The organism is Bifidobacterium sp. W8104 (assembly GCF_016100735.1).
GTDB lineage: Bacteria > Actinomycetota > Actinomycetes > Actinomycetales > Bifidobacteriaceae > Bombiscardovia > Bombiscardovia choladohabitans.
Genome location: NZ_JACFRW010000001.1, coordinates 1,299,527 through 1,317,521 on the forward strand (window position 1 = coordinate 1,299,527; position 17,995 = coordinate 1,317,521).

A 17,995-nucleotide genomic window follows, 5' to 3' on the forward strand; every position below is an offset into this window, starting at 1 on the left:
ACAGCCCCCCCCCCCCCCCCCCCCCCCCCCCCCCCCCCCCCCCCCCCCCCCCCCCCCCCCCCCCCCCCCCCCCCCCCCCCCACGTCGCCAGCCATTAAAGGCCAATCATATATTGGTCATTGGATGTATCATTGTGCTGTCGCTCCCTTTACGGGAGCGTGGATTGAAATGAAGCAAGCCTTAACAAGGCGGTAGAAGCCCAGAGGTCGCTCCCTTTACGGGAGCGTGGATTGAAATGTGGTCGCTACTTGTATGCCATGGGGGCGTAACAGTCGCTCCCTTTACGGGAGCGTGGATTGAAATTGTACGGTTGCTACTTCATCACTCATTTTTACCAGTCGCTCCCTTTACGGGAGCGTGGATTGAAATACCGTCGCAAAGTCCGCCTACTCGAAACCTCCGCCGTCGCTCCCTTTACGGGAGCGTGGATTGAAATCCGTGCGGGCCGCAATTTTTATGAAATTGATCCGTCGCTCCCTTTACGGGAGCGTGGATTGAAATCTCAATCTCACGCAATGTGGTGAGCGTGTCGCGAGTCGCTCCCTTTACGGGAGCGTGGATTGAAATAAAATCTCTTGACAATCCTTGCGCTACGTTGCGTGTCGCTCCCTTTACGGGAGCGTGGATTGAAATATCAAGCCCGACACGCAAAATCCCCTCATTGCTGGTCGCTCCCTTTACGGGAGCGTGGATTGAAATGGTGATGACCAAGGACGGCAAGACCATCCCGCCCGTCGCTCCCTTTACGGGAGCGTGGATTGAAATGCGAGTCAAGTTACTTTGATGATCGAATATTGGAGTCGCTCCCTTTATGGGAGCGTGGATTGAAATTCGCTGATGGTGGTCGTGTTGTAGGAGGTCTCCTGTCGCTCCCTTTACGGGAGCGTGGATTGAAATGTGCCGGCGCTGCTGCGCGTCCAGGCCCTCCATGGTCGCTCCCTTTACGGGAGCGTGGATTGAAATTGCATACCCGGAAGGAGGTGAGCCATGAGAGGAAGTCGCTCCCTTTACGGGAGCGTGGATTGAAATGGTGACGATTATGGTCATCATATGAATCTTGTATATGTCGCTCCCTTTACGGGAGCGTGGATTGAAATGACCTGGCCATGGGGGACCGGGTCATCAAGATCAAGTCGCTCCCTTTACGGGAGCGTGGATTGAAATACCCGCCCAATCACGCTCAGCCGGTGCTCAGGCGTCGCTCCCTTTACGGGAGCGTGGATTGAAATTTTCTGGTACGCTAGCGACTCTTTGTAGGCGTGGAGTCGCTCCCTTTACGGGAGCGTGGATTGAAATATTGATGGACCACTCACGGGTTGTGAGTTCCATAAGTCGCTCCCTTTACGGGAGCGTGGATTGAAATCTCGACTGGGAGCCGCCAGCAAGCCATAGGGGCGAGTCGCTCCCTTTACGGGAGCGTGGATTGAAATCGCGCCCAGCTACGCAGACTCAAAGCCCAGCACGCGTCGCTCCCTTTACGGGAGCGTGGATTGAAATCACCAGCACGCCATGGGTGGGCCAGTCCACAAGCGTCGGTCCCTTTACGGGAGCGTGGATTGAAATCTTGGACTCTGCCGCCTTAGCGTCAGCCTGTGCCTGTCGCTCCCTTTACGGGAGCGTGGATTGAAATCTATAACATACATGGCATACAGACTCGCGTTGCTCGTCGCTCCCTTTACGGGAGCGTGGATTGAAATAATGGTGGCTCTCAGCTCATCATCGGTATCATCACGTCGCTCCCTTTACGGGAGCGTGGATTGAAATGCGTCATGACTTTTGAGAACCTGATCCCTACAGCGGTCGCTCCCTTTACGGGAGCGTGGATTGAAATAACCAGACCCTGAACACTGCCCGCATCACCCTCGTCGCTCCCTTTACGGGAGCGTGGATTGAAATTCTTGGTATTCAGCCTTTGCACGTTCTAGCCAATGTCGCCCCCTTCACGGGAGCGCGGATTGAAATATAAGCCGGCACGGAAGGCGCGCCGTCTTGCCGTCGCTCCCTTCACGGGAGCGTGGATTGAAATTGTGGCCGGAGCCGACTACGGGCTCTGGGTCGCCGGGTCGCTCCCTTCACGGGAGCGTGGATTGAAATCGGTCCGTCACCACGACCACGCCCTTACCTGCCAGGTCGCTCCCTTCACGGGAGCGTGGATTGAAATTCGCCTTGGTAGGGCCAGTCGATGGGCAGGGTCGTCGCTCTCTTCACGGGAGCGTGGATTGAAATTGCCCCATGGCGCTGAATCGCTCGCCTTTGCTCGTCGCTCCCTTCACGGGAGCGTGGATTGAAATCTCGTGCCCTGATACTCCTCCAGCGTGGCCACGGTCGCTCCCTTCACGGGAGCGTGGATTGAAATTCCGTGGAAAGCTGCATGTAGATCATGGGCTTGGGTCGCTCCCTTCACGGGAGCGTGGATTGAAATAAACAGCGCATGCAAAGTCCTGCGGACGGTCGGATGTCGCTCCCTTCACGGGAGCGTGGATTGAAATACGACGACCGCATATACAACCGCCAGGCTCAGCATGTCGCTCCCTTCACGGGAGCGTGGATTGAAATGAGGACGCGGAAGTGCTGGGGGCCTATCTCGGCTGTCGCTCCCTTCACGGGAGCGTGGATTGAAATAGGAGGATCGTCATGGATACTCGTCTCACTCACGTCGCTCCCTTCACGGGAGCGTGGATTGAAATAAAGCGACCTTTGCCCTTGACGATCAGCTTTTGAGTCGCTCCCTTCACGGGAGCGTGGATTGAAATCAATGCCGCTTCCCTCTCATTGCCCATCGTCTTGTCGCTCCCTTCACGGGAGCGTGGATTGAAATGGGATGTGCCTCACCAACCAAGACCTGCACAGGGTCGCTCCCTTCACGGGAGCGTGGATTGAAATGCGGGCCTCCTGTCGACGGGGACGACCGAGGCGGGTCGCTCCCTTCACGGGAGCGTGGATTGAAATGAGCGATATGCCGGTAACGCTGCCCAATACTACCGTCGCTCCCTTCACGGGAGCGTGGATTGAAATAAATGCCCGGTTTCAGCACCGTCAGCCAAGGAAAGTCGCTCCCTTCACGGGAGCGTGGATTGAAATCGAACAGGACCGCCAAGGAAGTCATGTGCAACCAGTCGCTCCCTTCACGGGAGCGTGGATTGAAATCGAAACCGCCCGTCGGCTCTTCGCCACGCACAACGTGTCGCTCCCTTCACGGGAGCGTGGATTGAAATACCTTCGCAACATAGGAGACGGTGCCGGGTACAACGTCGCTCCCTTTACGGGAGCGTGGATTGAAATAGGGGTGATCGGCAACAATATGAGCGGTGAACGGTCGCTCCCTTTACGGGAGCGTGGATTGAAATGCCGAGGTGGGCGGCGCTGAAGCGACCCTGACATGTCGCTCCCTTTACGGGAGCGTGGATTGAAATCGTGTCCTGAAGTGCTCTGGTACAGCGAGGCTGAGTCGCTCCCTTTACGGGAGCGTGGATTGAAATTTTGTTGTGGCATGGTGCGTTTGTTTGATTGTTTTGTCGCTCCCTTTACGGGAGCGTGGATTGAAATAGGCTCAGCTTCCGCTCGGCCTCCCTCTTCGCCTCGTCGCTCCCTTCACGGGAGCGTGGATTGAAATGACGGGGACTTCGACGGCGACACCCTCGCCGTGGTGTCGCTCCCTTCACGGGAGCGAGGATTGAAGTATCAGGTCGGTCAAAACCTCGCCCTGTTTAAGAGGTCGCTTCTTTCTCGGGAGCGTGGGTCGGGAATACCACTACGATGGTTCTCTACCTGCGGTAAATGCGTAGCCCCTTTCATGGAAGCCTAAATTGGAAAACTGATTGCGTTACTTTGAATTATCCAGACAGCACTGTTTTCTATCGGTAACACGTATCAAATCAGTTCTTTCACCAGAACTCCGTCATAAATTGTACTCCTACTAAGCAGGATTACGAGTTGTTGCTTCGGTATTGTGTCAGTCGTTTTTATGCCATTTGCTTGTTACTAGCCCCCGAAAGTGCCGTGCTCCCCTGCATCTGCAGGAATGGTTCTACGGGCCATCGGATGATGCCCTTCAGGAACACAAATATGAGAGGAGATGAATGGTTATGGATGAGGATTTCATGAGAAAAATGGCATCCAAGGATAAGGCCTGCACCACTCATGACCATATTCCTGATGACCGGATCTATAGTTACGCGTCATGGTATCCCATCACTGATGATATGGATGAAACCGAACGCCGTGTCTGGGATTCGCTGGATGATGAGGACAGGAAAATGATCCAGTCTGATCGTACATACTATGGGACGAACTATGGTGCTGGCTTCGGCGGCAATAGCAAGGTGAGTTTTTACGATGTTCTCGGTATCAGGCAGTTCGACTGACTCATTCCGGGGCTCCTATATGTTGTTGCAATCAGTAAATGGAGCGCTATAGGAGCGCCGGGGAGAATCCATGACCGCTTCATAGTTCGAACATGAGTGTTTGATTCTCCTTCAGTCCCAGCAATCGCATTGGTGCGCCCTGATTGAAGGTTGCTTCTGCCTTCAAGGCATCCATTGCCGCTTAGCAAATGCCTAGCAGGGTGTTTGAACGCGGATTGTCGTGGTTTTCAGATGCGCATGATCGGTTGGTCAGAAGACGCGGCCTGGGTGTTCCTGGGCACGGGTGTGCCGCCCGGTATAAGCTTGTAGGCGATGTGTCCACGAGTAGCGGACTTGGAGGTGTGGTCGCCGATGGAACAATTCGACGATGCGGATGACGCGGAATTCGGCAGAAGCGATTCAGCTGGTTCCACAGTCGCACCATCGCACCCGGATGAAGCGACTGCGGTGAACAAGGTTTCCGCCCATCCTGAGGCGACCATTCCTGACTCTGAATACTCTCTGGCTGAGATCGAGCAGCGCCGTGCCCGCCCGGTCCGCTGGGTCGTCTTCGCGCTGGCGGTCCTCCTGGCCATCGTCATTCCTTATGGATATGGGCGCTCGCTGGCCATCAACCACACTCAGGGCGTGCTCCACTATGCATCGGTCCTGGACCCGCGCGGCATAGCCCTGATTGCATGGACGGTGACCGTGCTGACCTTTATGGGCATTGGCATGTCCATCATCGAGTCTTCCTCCTGGTTCTGGCGGGTGGTCTTCGTGCTGGGCCTGGCCGCCGAACAGCTGATCGCCGGACTCTGCCTGCTCAAGATGAACTTCTGGTACAGCACCTTCGTCGTCTACCAGCATCAGGCCATCCTGGCCAACGCGGCCAATCTGGGCATCATCGCGGCCGGGCTGGGGGTGGCGGTCTTCGCCGTTATTTTTGTGGCCATCCTGGTCTGCGTACGCAAGGATTCCCCCTGGAACACGCTGACCCACAGCTGGTCGGCTCTCTCCTTATTCTTCATTATCGAGCTGGCGGCCATCGCCATCATCCTCTTCGGAGGCCTCATCACCGCTGTTTGAATCATAGGATTGCTGAATTTACTAGAATATGCTGCGCGATGGGTCTCAGTAACTGGCCAGTTGTGGTTTTACGTTGATTTCTGTCCGCATGCTGTCAAGTGGTGCGAGCATAAGACCAGGATGCTGCCTTCCATGGATTGCTGTAGCGCAATTGACCGTGGGGATGGGGCCGATGGATATAGGCTTTACTCCGCTAATTCCCGATTTAGGCGCTTGGCTATCGAACCACCGTAGAAGATGTCTATGAGGGGTAGGTCCATGCAGGTTATAAGCAGAGCTAAGAATGGCCAGCTCAGGTAGGTATGGACCCATTCGGGAAGGGTGAAGAAATCAATGATGAACATGAGCGGCAGCAGAACGAATGCGGTGTAGCCGAGGACGTGGATGGTGTAGGGGATAGTGGTTCCGGTGATGTATCGCATGCCGATCCAGTAGTTGTCAAGGGCGGTTTGGAGTTCGCGGCTGCTGGCCGGGGTCATATGGCGTTGGGGGAACTGCCGGTGGGTGGCCCAGACCCATGTGCCGATGCCGATGGCGAGCCCCAGGACGCAGCTGACGATCGCCGAGGTCCGTGGGGGCATGCCCAGGAGGACATCGCCTCCCTGAAGGGGACGGTGCGGTCTGGAGCGGTGCCATGCGCGGGCTATTTTCAAGGCAGATATGAAGATGATGACGATCAGTGCGATGATGGATAAGGGGACGGAGTAGTGTCTTCTGTTGTATTCCCTGGCTTCCGGGGTCCGGTAGCGCATGGGGGCCTTAACGGGCTGATTGCGGACGCGGTCCCAGTAGACACGGGTGAACCGGTCGGGCAGGAAGCCGATGGCTTCGTAGCGCCACCATGCGGGGCGGCTGGCGTGCCAGTTCGGCATCGGCCGTGTCCGGCGGCGGACCGGGTCCTCCCGCCGGTGATCGCGTGCGAGGGCGCGGACCTGGCGGGCGCGCAGGAGCCTGGTGACGGGGTTGTCGGGTCCCTTCCAGGCCAGAAGGCTGACCTGGTCCTGGGTGAAGGTGACCAGGTCAGGGTCGGGGGTGTGGCCGACGCCGACCTCGGGCAGGGGGGCGTCGTCGCCGGGGACCACGCCGGGTCTGCAGGCAAGGCCGCCCACGGAGCAGATCCTGCCTGCGTACCATGGACCGGATGACCCGGCGGCCTGTTCGGGTGGCTGCACGTACTGGCCGACCAGACGAACCACCAGCCCGTCCTTTCCCAGCCCGTCAAACCATCCGGTGCCTCTGTAGGCCCCGGATACGGTGGCGGGCCCGTCGGCCAGGACGACCAGCGAGCCCAGGGGCAGGACCTGTCCGGGCCGGGGCCGGCCGATCCTGCCGCGCCGCCGCCACACATGCCCCTGGAAGGTCTGCAGGCACAGGCCCCGCGCCAGGAGGTAGGGCGCCAGGACGCGGTCCATCAGCCGCCTCGACCTCCACGCATTGAACGACATCAACACAAACAACCAGACCAGCATCGCCGGAGAGCCTAATACGACATCTACCAATAGGTACACCATCAGTACGCACTCCCTAATATCATCCCTGGTTTCAATCCAAGCCGTGCACATGGCAATGCAGGAGACAGCGGGAAAGCTACCATCGATTGTCCTTCATGTGGCCCCACATGTCATCTCCGTTCCTGCGATTGACGGAATTGTCGTAAAAGTGTTGCCGGCTACTGTACCGAGGTAACCTACGACTAAACCAATTCCAGCTCCTACAATCGTACCTAGTCCAGGGACGATCAATCCCACAAATGCTCCAGCGGCGGCTCCTACTGCAGCACCGATAACACCACCAGAGGCAGTGATCAGGCCATGAGCCATAGCATCTTGGGTAGCTGCCTTTTGATGCCGCTCAATGATTCAAAACCGAAGAAAATCGCCGACCATGAGAGAGCGGTTCAATGTGTTGAGTTGCATGGCCTAGGCGGTTGCTTCATCAACGCATCCGTCAAGGTCGTTTTTGGTCTTCTCCCCTCTATCCCTTTTATCGAGTATGTCCTATGTGACCGGTAACTGAATCAAAGATGAAGGTGGGGGTAGGAGGTTGATTTGGTGACTTCATCAAACCTTTGTTCATAGGATCGTTCCTCGGCGTTGATATATCCCATGAACACTTTTTCCGTCACGTCTTGGCGGTTGAAGAAAATGATCTTGGCCGGATCAGTCATGCCATACGGGAATTGTACGGCACCATAGTCGAAGTAACCCGTTGTTCCATGCATGTAACCAGCAGGGTACCCGGGTCTCTTCTGGTTTTCACCACGGATCCCAAAGGAAGAATGGTATTTTCTGATTTGATGGCGTTCTGCTCGGATTGTTTCATTAGGTGCCCTCTTCGGTGGATGAATGAAGTTGCCTTCCTTCAACTTCTCTAACAACCTATGGTAGGACTACACGGTAAATCACGGTCGGTTCATGCAAAACAGTGCGACATCTTCGCTACATCGGAGTGAAATGGCTCATTCCTCATTGGCGCTAATCCAATTTTCGCTGTGCTCTCCTTCATTTTGTTGATTCCGTCATTGTTCGTTTGGTCCGCAAAATGTGTATAATGGACTTTTGGCGTGTTTCGCCCGCGGATCGAGAGCGCTTCAGCATAGGGCTGGTGCACCGCGTAACGGAAGAATGCAAGAGGAGGAGCCGTGGCTCTTACGAGTGAGCAGAAGCAGGCAATCGTCAAGGAATACGCGACCCACGAGGGTGACACCGGTTCCCCCGAGGTCCAGGTGGCTCTGCTGAGCAAGCGCATCTCCGACCTGACCGAGCACCTCAAGCAGCACCAGCACGACCACCATTCGCGTCGTGGCCTGCTGCTCATGGTCGGCCATCGTCGCCGGTTGCTGGATTACCTCAAGAAGGTGGATATCAACCGCTACCGTTCCCTGGTGGAGCGTCTTGGACTGCGCCACTGATATGCATGCTTTCGCCCGGGCCTAGCGCTCGGGCGCTTTTGCATGACTGAACCAGGCACCGTTAACCCCGGGATGGGGTTGCAGAAGATGGTGCCGAACTGAGAATGCAAGGCTGGCCCGCAAGGAATGAAGATAGCCGGACACGGGGTTCGGCAGGACCAGACCGAAGTAGAAGGATATCCGGCAGTCAATTGATGCCGAGCATCCTGACATCAGGTAGTAAACAAGCAGTAAACAAAGGAGGAACCCTATGGAGGGTCCCGAAATCACGGCTGTAGAAGCCACGATCGATAACGGATCATATGGCAAGCGCACGGTGCGCTTCGAGACGGGTCGTCTCGCCCAGCAGGCGGATGGGGCAGTAGCCGCCTATCTTGATGACGATTCCATGGTGCTGTCCACCACCACCGCCGGGTCCAGCCCCAAGGAGAACTACGACTTCTTCCCGCTGACCGTCGATGTGGAAGAGAAGATGTACGCCGCGGGCAAGATCCCCGGCTCCTTCTTCCGTCGCGAGGGTAGGCCCTCCAACGAAGCCATCCTGGCCTGCCGGTTGATTGACCGCCCCCTGCGTCCCCTCTTCCCGCACACCCTGCGCAACGAGGTCCAGGTTGTGGAGACCATCTTGGCTGTCAATCCTGAGGATGCCTACGACGTGCTGGCCCTGAACGCGGCCTCCGCCTCCACCCTGATCTCCGGCCTGCCCTTCGAGGGTCCGGTCTCGGGTCTGCGTTTGGCCCTGATCGATGGCCAGTGGGTGGCCTTCCCCCGCTGGAGCGAGCGCGAACGCGCCGTCTTCGAGCTGGTCGTGGCCGGTCGTGTGGTCGAGGGCGGTGACGTCGCCATCGCCATGATCGAGGCAGGCGCCGGCAAGAACGCCTGGAGCCTGATCTATGACGAGGGCCAGATCAAGCCCGACGAAGAGGTGGTCGCCCAGGGTCTCGAGGCTGCCAAGCCCTTCATCAAGGTTCTGTGTGAGGCCCAGAGCGAGCTCAAGGCCAAGGCCGCCAAGCCCACCAAGGACTTCCAGCTCTTCCCCGAGTACACCGACGAGCTCTACGCGCGCATCGACCAGGTGGCCCACGCCGACCTGGACCAGGCCCTCTCCATCGCGGAGAAGCTGCCCCGCCAGGATCGCATCCACGAGATCAAGGAGAAGGTCCGCGAGGCTCTGGCCGACGAGTTCACCGACATGGACGAGGCCGAGAAGGACAAGGAGCTGGGCAACGCCTTCAAGGAGCTCCAGCGCCAGATCGTCCGCCGCCGCATCCTGACCCAGGACTACCGCATAGACGGCCGTGGCCTGCGCGACATCCGCACCCTGTCCGCCGAGGTGGACGTGGTGCCCCGCGTGCACGGCTCCGCCCTCTTCCAGCGCGGCGAGACCCAGGTGCTGGGTGTCACCACTCTGAACATGCTGAAGATGGAGCAGACCATCGACGCCCTGTCCGGACCCACCACCAAGCGCTACATGCACAACTACGAGATGCCGCCCTATTCGACCGGCGAGACCGGCCGCGTGGGTTCGCCCAAGCGCCGTGAGGTGGGCCATGGCAACCTGGCCGAGCGTGCTCTGATCCCGGTTCTGCCCAGCCGTGAGGAGTTCCCCTACGCCATCCGTCAGGTCTCCGAGGCCATCGGTTCCAACGGGTCCACCTCCATGGGCTCCGTCTGCGCCTCCACCCTGTCCCTGCTGGCTGCCGGCGTGCCCCTGAAGGCACCTGTGGCGGGCATTGCCATGGGTCTGGTCACAGGCGAGGTCGACGGTCGGCCCACCTACAAGACCCTGACCGATATTCTGGGCGCCGAGGATGCCTTCGGCGACATGGACTTCAAGGTGGCCGGCACCTCCGAGTTCATCACCTCCCTGCAGCTGGACACCAAGCTTGACGGCATTCCCGCCGACATCCTGGCCGCCGCCCTGCAGCAGGCCAAGGAAGCTCGGGCCACCATCCTGGACGTCATCAACGAGTGCATCGACGGACCTGCCGAGATGAGCCCCTATGCGCCGCGCATCATCACCACCAAGGTCCCTGTCGACAAGATCGGCGAGGTCATCGGCCCCAAGGGCAAGATGATCAACCAGATCCAGGAGGACACCGGCGCCGATGTCTCCATCGAGGACGACGGCACGGTCTACATCGCCTCCGAGGGCGGCGAGGCCGCGGCCAAGGCCAAGGAGGTCATCGACCAGATCGCCAACCCGCACGTGCCAGAGGCGGGGGAGACCTTCAATGGCAAGGTGGTCAAGATCACCAGCTTCGGCGCCTTCGTCAACCTGACCCCCGGCACCGACGGACTTCTGCACATCTCGCAGATCCGCAACCTGGCCAACGGCGAGCGCATCGACTCCGTGGAGGACGTCCTCAAGGAGGGTGACACCGTCGAGGTCATCGTCCAGGGTGTGGACGACCGCGGCAAGATCTCCCTGGCCATCCCCGGCTTCGAGGACCAGGAGTCCGCAGGCGGCCGCGATCGCGGAGGCCGTGGTGATCGCCGGGACCGTGGCGGCGACCGTCGTGAGCGCAGCGGTCGTGGTGACCGTGACCGTCGTGATCGCCGCAGCCGTTCCTCCGAACGCGAGGACCGGTATGAGGCCCCGCGCCGTTCCCGTTCCGAGCATGATGATCGCTACTACGACGACGAGGATCAGGAGGACCGTCCCCGGCACCGTCGTCAGAGCTGCGACCGCGACTATGAGGATGGCGGAGACTGGTTCGAGGACGAGGACCGTGGCTCCCGTCGTGATCGGCGTCGGGTTTCCCGTGACGATGACGAGGATCGTGGCGGCCGTGGTCGTGGCGAGCGTCGTGGCCGTAGCAGCCGTGCCGACCGTGATGACCGCAGTGATCGTGGCGGTCGTCATGAGCGTCGCTCTTCCGGACGTGGCGGTTACCGTGGTCGCAGGGAGAACCCGCGCTATGCAGCCGACGAGCACTACGACGAGTACCGGGCCGACCGGGAGGAGCGCTCCGAGCGTCCCCGTCGCCGCGTGCGCAGGGACTTCGATCCCTTCGACAGTGAGGACTGACCCCCACTGATGCCGGATGTTGATTGATTCGGTATTTTCCGACAGGACCCCGTTCAAATGGGCGGGGTCCTGTTTTGTATGCAGACCCTTCCGTGAGAGAATTGGGAACATGTCCGTATCACTGATTGTGCTTATCGTCATTGTCCTGCTGGTCGTGCTGCTGGTCATCTGGGGAATCGGTATCTACAACGGTCTGGTCAACCTGCGCAACCGGGTGGCCAATGGCTGGGCCCAGATTGATGTCCAGCTCAAGCAGCGTGCCGACCTGGTGCCCAACCTGGTCCAGACGGTCAAGGGCTACGCCTCACACGAGTCCACCGTCCTGGAGGAGGTGACCAAAGCCCGCGCAGACGTGGCCCAGGCCCAGACGGCTGGCGGGGACCAGATGCAGGCCCGTGCCGATGCCGAGCAGCGGCTGGGTCAATCCCTGGTCACCCTGATGGCCCGGGCGGAGGCCTACCCTGAGCTCAAGGCCAACCAGAACTTCCTGGATCTGCAGCGTCAGCTCAAGGACCTGGAGGACAAGATCGCCTACGCCAGGCAGTTCTACAATGACGTGGTCCAGAAGTTCAACACCCGCATCGAGACAGTCCCCTCCAACATCATCGCATCCCTCTTCCACTTCCGTCAGGCCCAGTACTTCCAGGCCGACGAGGGCAGCCGCCAGGCGCCCGTAGTGGACTTCGGACAGTGAACGCCCCAGCGGCCTCCTCCGGGAAGACGGGCTCGAAACACCCCTCCTCGGGTCATCCCTCCTGGAGCACCTCCCGTTTCTTCCGAGCCCTGGTCCTGGCTCTGGTGGCAGGCTTGGTGACGTGCTTGGTTGCTGCCCTGCTGGTCTTCAATAGGAATCGGCCCGACCTGGTATACGATTCAGTCGATTACGATGTCCAGGTCCTGGATAACGGCGATTTGCATATCAGTCAGAACCTGACCGTCACCATGAATTCCCGCGAGGATGACAACGGCGACGAACGTCCTTGGCGGGAGCTCTACCAGCGCTATCAGATCAAGCCTGACCGGCTGACCGGTATAAGCGACATAAGCGTGACTGACCTGACTAATGGCTCCACATATAGGCAGGCCGACCCGCCGAAGGATCCTGATAACCTCGATCAAGTTCCCGACTGGGACAAGACCATGGCTGGCACCTGGTATATGGGCACGGTCTCGGATTCGGGGCTGGAATCCTACAATCTAGGCGATGCGGGTCAGGGTTCCGCCTGTGGCGATCAAGGAAACCAGTGCCAGGTGGAGTTGGGCTGGAACATTCCGCAGACTGCCAAGGATTCGGGACGGCGCTTCCGCATCGACATGACCTTCCATGGGGTCACCACTGCCCATCCCGATGTGGCCGAATTCCAATGGGAGCCCGTGGGCGACACCAACCAGATTCCTGTTGAGCATATGAGTGCCGATGTCAAGCTGCCCAAGCAGATAGGAACAGAGAAGGACAAGGATGCCAAGGCCTGGCTGCACTTCGCTGGCAGAGGCTCCTACCAGGTAGAGGATGACAGCCGTATCCAATTCTCCGCAGACCACATCGAGCCTGGCCAGCATCTGGATTTGGTGGTGCTCTTCGATGCGGGGAGGACTTCTTCGGTGGTCAGGACCGACTCTCAACCGGCGCGTGACCGCATCGTCCAGCAGGAGCGCCAGCAGTATGAACGCTGGCATGCTGAGCAGACCAGACGGGCGCGGATCGGACTTTTGGCTGGTGTACTGACCGTCTTAGCTGCTATCGCGCTGATTGTAGTGATGCTCTGGCAGGCCTTCCGCACCTATGGGGACTCCCAGTACCGAGGCGATATTATCTACTACCGTCAGCCTCCTGATCTGTCAGCGGCCGTAGCCGCTGTTATCAACGATTTGATGCTGACCCGAGAATCCCCTATTGGCAGGCAATTGTCAGCCACCATTCTCTCCCTGGCCTCCAAGCGGGCCATCGCTCTGGTTCCGGCCAAGTATGAGGACCGGGCGAATTCCGGCGGAGGTTCCCTGACTAAGGTGATGCGCTCGCTGCTCCACAAAGGCAAACGGCAGTCCATGGAGGTGGTCATTAATCCGGTCTGCAGTCAGGATCGAGCCTCCCTGGCCCTGTCCTTAAGCGAGGAAGCCTGCCTGACCATGCTGGAAGGTGCTTCCGCTCTGATGGGCTCCAAGGATGAACGTTTCGACCTGTACGAGATGATTGCTCTCTTCTCCAGCACCGAAGCTAATCATGGCAAGGTCTATCTGGAGGCTTTCGACAAGGCCGTCAAGTATGAGACCAACAATGCTGACCTGCGTGCCTATCGTCATGGTATAGAGGTCTTGCCCTTCCTGGCCGTGTTCTTGGCCGCTTTCATCCTGCTGGCTGGATTCCTGCCGGGCACCGTGCTGGTACGTGCGCCATTGGCCGTGCTTCTGGTGGCTGTTGCAGCATTCTCCATTCGTTATGGTAGTTCGCAAGTGCTCAGCAGGAATGGACAGCTCATGGCTGGTCAGGTGTCGGGGCTTCGGCGCTATCTGCTGGACTTCAGCGATTTTAGCCACCGGGGCGTGGAGGATCTGGTGCTCTGGGACCGCTACCTGGTTTACGCTGCGGCCTTCGGTATAAGTGACCGGGTTGTCGCTCAGCTGGCACAGGCCAGCCCTGAACTGACCGACTTCGACTGGCTGAATAATAATGCGCGCGGGAGCCTGCTCTACTGTACCTTCCTGCCTTACAGCCAGAATGTTCCGGTGGCTTCCTCCGTGAGTGGCCCTGAAACATTGGCTGCAAATTCAATGCTTGGCCAAGGCGGGGTGGTTGATTTGGGTACTCAGTTGACCCAGGGACTCGAACAGATCGGCGGCCTGATCGGCCAGGCCAGCGGCAACAGTTCCGGCAGTGGTATTGGTGGGTTTGGCTCCGGTGGTGGTTCCTTCGGCGGCTCCGGTGGCGGCTCCGGTGGTGGTTCCTTCGGCGGTCGTTGATACTGGGCCACAAGCTAAGCTCGATAGGAAGCCGGCGGCATTGAAGCTGGCATCAATCTACAAGACGGGAGTGCATTCATGACATCGGCGATGCGGGCCTTGGGGCCCTTTACCACGACAGCGGTCGGACTGGGCTGCATGGGATTGTCCATTGAGGGCAAACCGGACCAGACAACGGCCATCGACATCATCCACCAGGCCCTGGATGCTGGCTGCCGACATCTGGATACCGCCTGGTCATACTACGAATCGGGCGGCCCCGAACAGACCAACGAGCGACTGGTTCGTCAGGCTTTGGACTCCTGGAAGGGACCTCGTCAGGATGTGCTGGTGGCCACCAAGGTGGGACACTACCGCAACTTCACCGATGGTCGGCCAACCTGGGCTGTGGACGGTCGACCGGAGAGCCTGATCACACACGCCAAGGAGTCCGCTCAGGCCCTGGGCGTGGACACCATCGATCTGCTCTACATGCACCGGCCTGACCCGCAGGTGCCCTACCAGGAGTCCCTGGAGGCCATGGCCGAGCTGGCCAAGCAGGGCGTGGCCCGGACCCTGGGTGTCTCCAACGTAGATATTGAGCGGATGGACCTGGCTCGCAAGATTCTGGGCGATGACCTTGTGGCCGTGCAGAACCAGTTCTCGCCTACCTTCACCAGCTCCCGCCAGGAGCTGGACCATGCGGCCGAACTGGGTCTGGCCTTCGTCTGCTGGAGCCCCCTGGGAGGCTTCCGAGCACCCAAGGACGAAACCCGTTATGATGCCTTCCGGCAGGTGGCCCAGGAGCGCGGCGTCTCCCACCAGCGTGTGGTCCTGGCCTGGGAACTGTCCCAGAACAGCAACGTCTTTGTGGTTCCCGGGGCTCACAGGGCGGCCACCATTCTGGATTCCCTGCAGGCGGCCGACATGGAACTGAGCGAGGACGAGATGGACCGCCTGAACCGGGCGGCGACTGCATGAGTCCCAAGCCTGAACCAAGAGAGCAGGGCACCCAGAGCGCTCAGGGCCAAGCCTGGGATCGGGAACGGACCTTACTGGACAGCAGTTCCCTGCCGTCACTGGACGATCAGGGCCGGCCGATCCCAGTCACCATTCCCATAGCCTTAGCGCCACGGATCAAGGTGGTCTACACCACCAGGCTGGGCGGGGTCTCCTCAGGCGATTATGCCCAGCTGAATATGGGCGGCAAGGGAGGCGATGACCCGCAGGCAGTTGCTGCCAACCGTCAGGCTCTGGGTCGCCAGCTGAACCGTCCTGTGGTCCTGGTGGACCAGGTTCACTCAGCCCAGGTCTGGGATGCCGACCAGGGTCAGCCCCAGGGGCGTTGCGAGGCTGATGCGCAGGTGACCACCCGTCGTGACCTGGCCCTGGGCATCTTCGCGGCCGATTGCCTTCCCGTGCTGCTGACCGACCCCCAGGCTGGCGTGATGGGGGCGGCCCACTGCGGCCGTCGTGGTCTGGTTGCCGGAGTCATTCCGGCCACAGTCCAGGCCATGGCCGACAAGGGTGCTGACCCGTCCAGGATTGTGGCAACCCTGGGGCCTCGGATCTGCGTGGATTGCTATCAAGTGGGCCCGGACCTGGCCGATGACTTCGAGAAGCGCTTCCCCGGCGCATCCGGACCATGTCGGTTCGGCGGAATCGCCATTGACATCGCCGCTGCAGCCAGGATGGAACTGGAGGCGGCAGGAGTGACCAAGATCGTAGACTCCGCCCCCCGGGTCGGTGCCGCCACCAGCTATCTGCGTCAGGACCCGGACCTGGCAGTGCTGTGCAGACAGGACGGTGAGGGTCCCGACCTGTCCAAGCGTCTCGAGGATTTGCGTCGGCCCTTGTGCACCCTGGAGAATCCGCTCTGGTACTCCCACCGCCGGGCCTCGCTGGCCAGCAAAGCGGGGGAGGGACGCATGCTGGCCCTTATTCTGGCCGACGACTGACACTGTGGGTTGATTAACCCTGCTCCTGGCAGCCGGGGCAGGCCTCGGGTGCAGATGTTCGGTGCAGATAGCGCCGGGTCTGCACCTTTCTCTGTTCTCGTATGAGTACCGTTGAGTCTATGAGTGAGAGCAGAGCATCAGCAGCCCCGTCCGATGTCAGTCATGATGACGCAGAGTCGGAAGAGCAGATTCAGCCAGTTGTGGCGGTGATTCTGGCGGCCGGGCTGGGCGTTCGATTCGACGAGAACAACCCCAAGCAGCTGGTGCAGGTGGGCGGCAAACCCATCATCACTTGGTCAATTGACGCCTTCCAGTCCAATGACCGGGTCACCGACATCCTGGTTGTGGTCAACGATCGGGTGCGGGAGGCTGTCGAGGCCATTGTGGCAGATGATGCCTACGACAAGGTCCGCACGGTCATCCAGGGTGGCATCGAGCGCATGGACAGCACCGAGGCGGCCCTGCAGACCCTGGCTGATGCGGAGATCCCCCAGGATGCCAAGCTGCTCATCCACGATGCTGTGCGTCCCTTCGTCAGCCAGGAGTCCATCAATGGCTGCATCGATGCATTGGATGCCTTCAACGCCGCAACCGTGGCCGTGGCCTCGACCGACACCATGCTGATGGCCGGCGACCTGGGCGAACGCAAGGTGGTGCGCCAGGTGCCCGACCGCGACAACATGTTCAGGGCTCAGACCCCACAGGCCTTCCGTTTCAGCACCCTCCGCAAGGCCTACGACCTGGCCGCCGCGGATCCCGACTTCCACCCCACCGATGACACCCGGGTCGTGGTGGACCACCTGCCCGAGGAGCCGGTGGCCATCGTGACCGGCAGTGTGACCAACATGAAGATCACCCTGCCCTCGGACGTGCCCATGGCTGAATGGATAGCGCGCTCCCTGGCGGGGTGAAGCCCTGTGTACCATGGAGCACATGGAGCAGATCAAGGTCATCGTCGCCGGATACGACCATTACCAGGGTGTTGACGTCAACCCCTCCTACCAGGTCTCACAGGCTCTGGCCGAGCATGGCATGGAGGGCATGCGCCCTGTCGGCCCCACCGAGGAGGACCCCTTGGAGGGTGTGAACCTGGCTATTTCCTCCGTCACCATGCCTGTCAGCTTCGCCAAGGCCTGGCCCATACTGCATGAGGCCATAGAGCGTGTGCATCCCGATATCATCATTGCCACAGGGCTCAAGCGTCGGGCTCGCGGCATCGCCATGGAGCGCTGCGCCGTCAACCTCAAGGAGGACGACGCTGACGACCGTGAGAACTTAGGGGAGCAGGAGCCTCAGGATACCGTCCGCCAGACCAGCCGCCAGCTCATCGACCCCCAGGGTCCGGCCGCCTACTGGACCCGACTACCGCTGAGGGCCATCCTGCACGACTTCGGCACCTGCGGTATCCCCGCCACGCTGAGCTCGGACGCGGGCACCTACGTCTGCAACGCACTCTTCTACAATCTGCTGGCATGGGCTGCAGGACACAAGGATGTCCTGGCCGGGTTCGTCAGCCTTCCCCTGGTCAATGAAGACGGCGGTCAGGAGTGCGGCCTGCCCCTGGATCAGCAGATACAGGCTGTGCGCGAGGTGGTCAATGAGACCATTCGCTACTACCGCAGGCCCTCCTCCAGCCCTATTCTTATTGCCTGAGACCCGTATGTAAGGCCAATGTGTCGGCGGCAGGTCAGACGGCGAATTCCGGCCTGTCATGGGGTAGAGTCGA

12 protein-coding genes and 1 CRISPR repeat array are annotated in these 17,995 nt (G+C 59.8%); of the genes, 10 read left to right on the forward strand and 2 right to left on the reverse strand.

Annotated elements, in window-relative coordinates; translation table 11 throughout:
• Positions 1-138: 138 nt before the first annotated feature.
• Positions 139-3,680: direct repeats of the CRISPR family, unit length 32 nt; unit sequence GTCGCTCCCTTTACGGGAGCGTGGATTGAAAT.
• Between the two features lie 405 nt (positions 3,681-4,085).
• Both H3U89_RS04925 and H3U89_RS04930 read left to right on the forward strand, forming a co-directional pair.
• Positions 4,086-4,364, forward strand: coding sequence for a hypothetical protein (locus H3U89_RS04925; RefSeq protein ID WP_198180531.1), 279 nt, complete (start codon positions 4,086-4,088; stop codon positions 4,362-4,364).
• A 351-nt stretch (positions 4,365-4,715) separates the two neighbouring features.
• Complete coding sequence (locus H3U89_RS04930) at positions 4,716-5,432, forward strand: hypothetical protein (protein ID WP_198180529.1); 717 nt, start codon at positions 4,716-4,718, stop codon at positions 5,430-5,432.
• A 185-nt stretch (positions 5,433-5,617) separates the two neighbouring features.
• Here H3U89_RS04930 and H3U89_RS04935 read toward each other — a convergent pair whose 3' ends face one another.
• Positions 5,618-6,844 carry a hypothetical protein gene (locus H3U89_RS04935; protein WP_198180527.1) on the reverse strand — a complete coding sequence of 409 codons (1,227 nt, stop codon included), beginning with the start codon at positions 6,842-6,844 and terminating at the stop codon, positions 5,618-5,620.
• A gap of 605 nt (positions 6,845-7,449) precedes the next feature.
• Positions 7,450-7,797, reverse strand: coding sequence for a DUF4176 domain-containing protein (locus H3U89_RS04940; protein WP_198180525.1), 348 nt, complete (start codon positions 7,795-7,797; stop codon positions 7,450-7,452).
• Positions 7,798-8,073: 276 nt separating this feature from the next.
• Here H3U89_RS04940 and rpsO point away from each other — a divergent pair, with 276 nt between their 5' ends.
• From rpsO to H3U89_RS04980, 8 genes are all read left to right on the forward strand, one after another.
• Positions 8,074-8,343, forward strand: coding sequence for a 30S ribosomal protein S15 (gene rpsO, locus H3U89_RS04945; RefSeq protein WP_024626835.1), 270 nt, complete (start codon positions 8,074-8,076; stop codon positions 8,341-8,343).
• A 250-nt stretch (positions 8,344-8,593) separates the two neighbouring features.
• Entirely contained in the window at positions 8,594-11,374 is a 2,781-nt protein-coding gene (locus tag H3U89_RS04950) for a polyribonucleotide nucleotidyltransferase (protein WP_198180523.1), read from the forward strand.
• A gap of 109 nt (positions 11,375-11,483) precedes the next feature.
• The gene (locus H3U89_RS04955; protein WP_198180521.1) at positions 11,484-12,068 is read left to right on the forward strand and encodes a LemA family protein; all 585 of its coding nucleotides are present in this window, start codon (positions 11,484-11,486) and stop codon (positions 12,066-12,068) included.
• A complete protein-coding gene (locus H3U89_RS04960; protein ID WP_198180519.1) occupies positions 12,065-14,332 on the forward strand; it encodes a DUF2207 family protein in 2,268 nt (755 codons plus the stop codon). The genes H3U89_RS04955 and H3U89_RS04960 overlap by 4 nt, the downstream gene beginning before the upstream one ends.
• A 78-nt stretch (positions 14,333-14,410) precedes the next feature.
• A complete protein-coding gene (locus tag H3U89_RS04965; RefSeq protein ID WP_198180517.1) occupies positions 14,411-15,292 on the forward strand; it encodes an aldo/keto reductase in 882 nt (293 codons plus the stop codon).
• The gene (locus H3U89_RS04970; RefSeq protein ID WP_198180516.1) at positions 15,289-16,269 is read left to right on the forward strand and encodes a polyphenol oxidase family protein; all 981 of its coding nucleotides are present in this window, start codon (positions 15,289-15,291) and stop codon (positions 16,267-16,269) included. The genes H3U89_RS04965 and H3U89_RS04970 overlap by 4 nt, the downstream gene beginning before the upstream one ends.
• A 119-nt stretch (positions 16,270-16,388) precedes the next feature.
• The gene (locus H3U89_RS04975; protein ID WP_198180514.1) at positions 16,389-17,180 is read left to right on the forward strand and encodes an IspD/TarI family cytidylyltransferase; all 792 of its coding nucleotides are present in this window, start codon (positions 16,389-16,391) and stop codon (positions 17,178-17,180) included.
• 22 nt (positions 17,181-17,202) lie between these two features.
• On the forward strand, positions 17,203-17,922 hold the full coding sequence (locus tag H3U89_RS04980; protein ID WP_198180512.1) for a pyroglutamyl-peptidase I: 720 nt from the start codon (positions 17,203-17,205) through the stop codon (positions 17,920-17,922).
• Positions 17,923-17,995 lie beyond the last annotated feature (73 nt).

Bases quoted from the DNA above. Each gene is read 5' to 3' on its own strand.
- H3U89_RS04925 (WP_198180531.1), top strand. From the start codon at position 4,086: ATGGATGAGGATTTCATGAGAAAAATGGCATCCAAGGATAAGGCCTGC.
- H3U89_RS04930 (WP_198180529.1), top strand. From the start codon at position 4,716: ATGGAACAATTCGACGATGCGGATGACGCGGAATTCGGCAGAAGCGAT.
- H3U89_RS04935 (WP_198180527.1), bottom strand. From the start codon at position 6,844: ATGGACCGCGTCCTGGCGCCCTACCTCCTGGCGCGGGGCCTGTGCCTG.
- H3U89_RS04950 (WP_198180523.1), top strand. From the start codon at position 8,594: ATGGAGGGTCCCGAAATCACGGCTGTAGAAGCCACGATCGATAACGGA.
- H3U89_RS04955 (WP_198180521.1), top strand. From the start codon at position 11,484: ATGTCCGTATCACTGATTGTGCTTATCGTCATTGTCCTGCTGGTCGTG.
- H3U89_RS04965 (WP_198180517.1), top strand. From the start codon at position 14,411: ATGACATCGGCGATGCGGGCCTTGGGGCCCTTTACCACGACAGCGGTC.
- H3U89_RS04970 (WP_198180516.1), top strand. From the start codon at position 15,289: ATGAGTCCCAAGCCTGAACCAAGAGAGCAGGGCACCCAGAGCGCTCAG.
- H3U89_RS04975 (WP_198180514.1), top strand. From the start codon at position 16,389: ATGAGTGAGAGCAGAGCATCAGCAGCCCCGTCCGATGTCAGTCATGAT.
- H3U89_RS04980 (WP_198180512.1), top strand. From the start codon at position 17,203: ATGGAGCAGATCAAGGTCATCGTCGCCGGATACGACCATTACCAGGGT.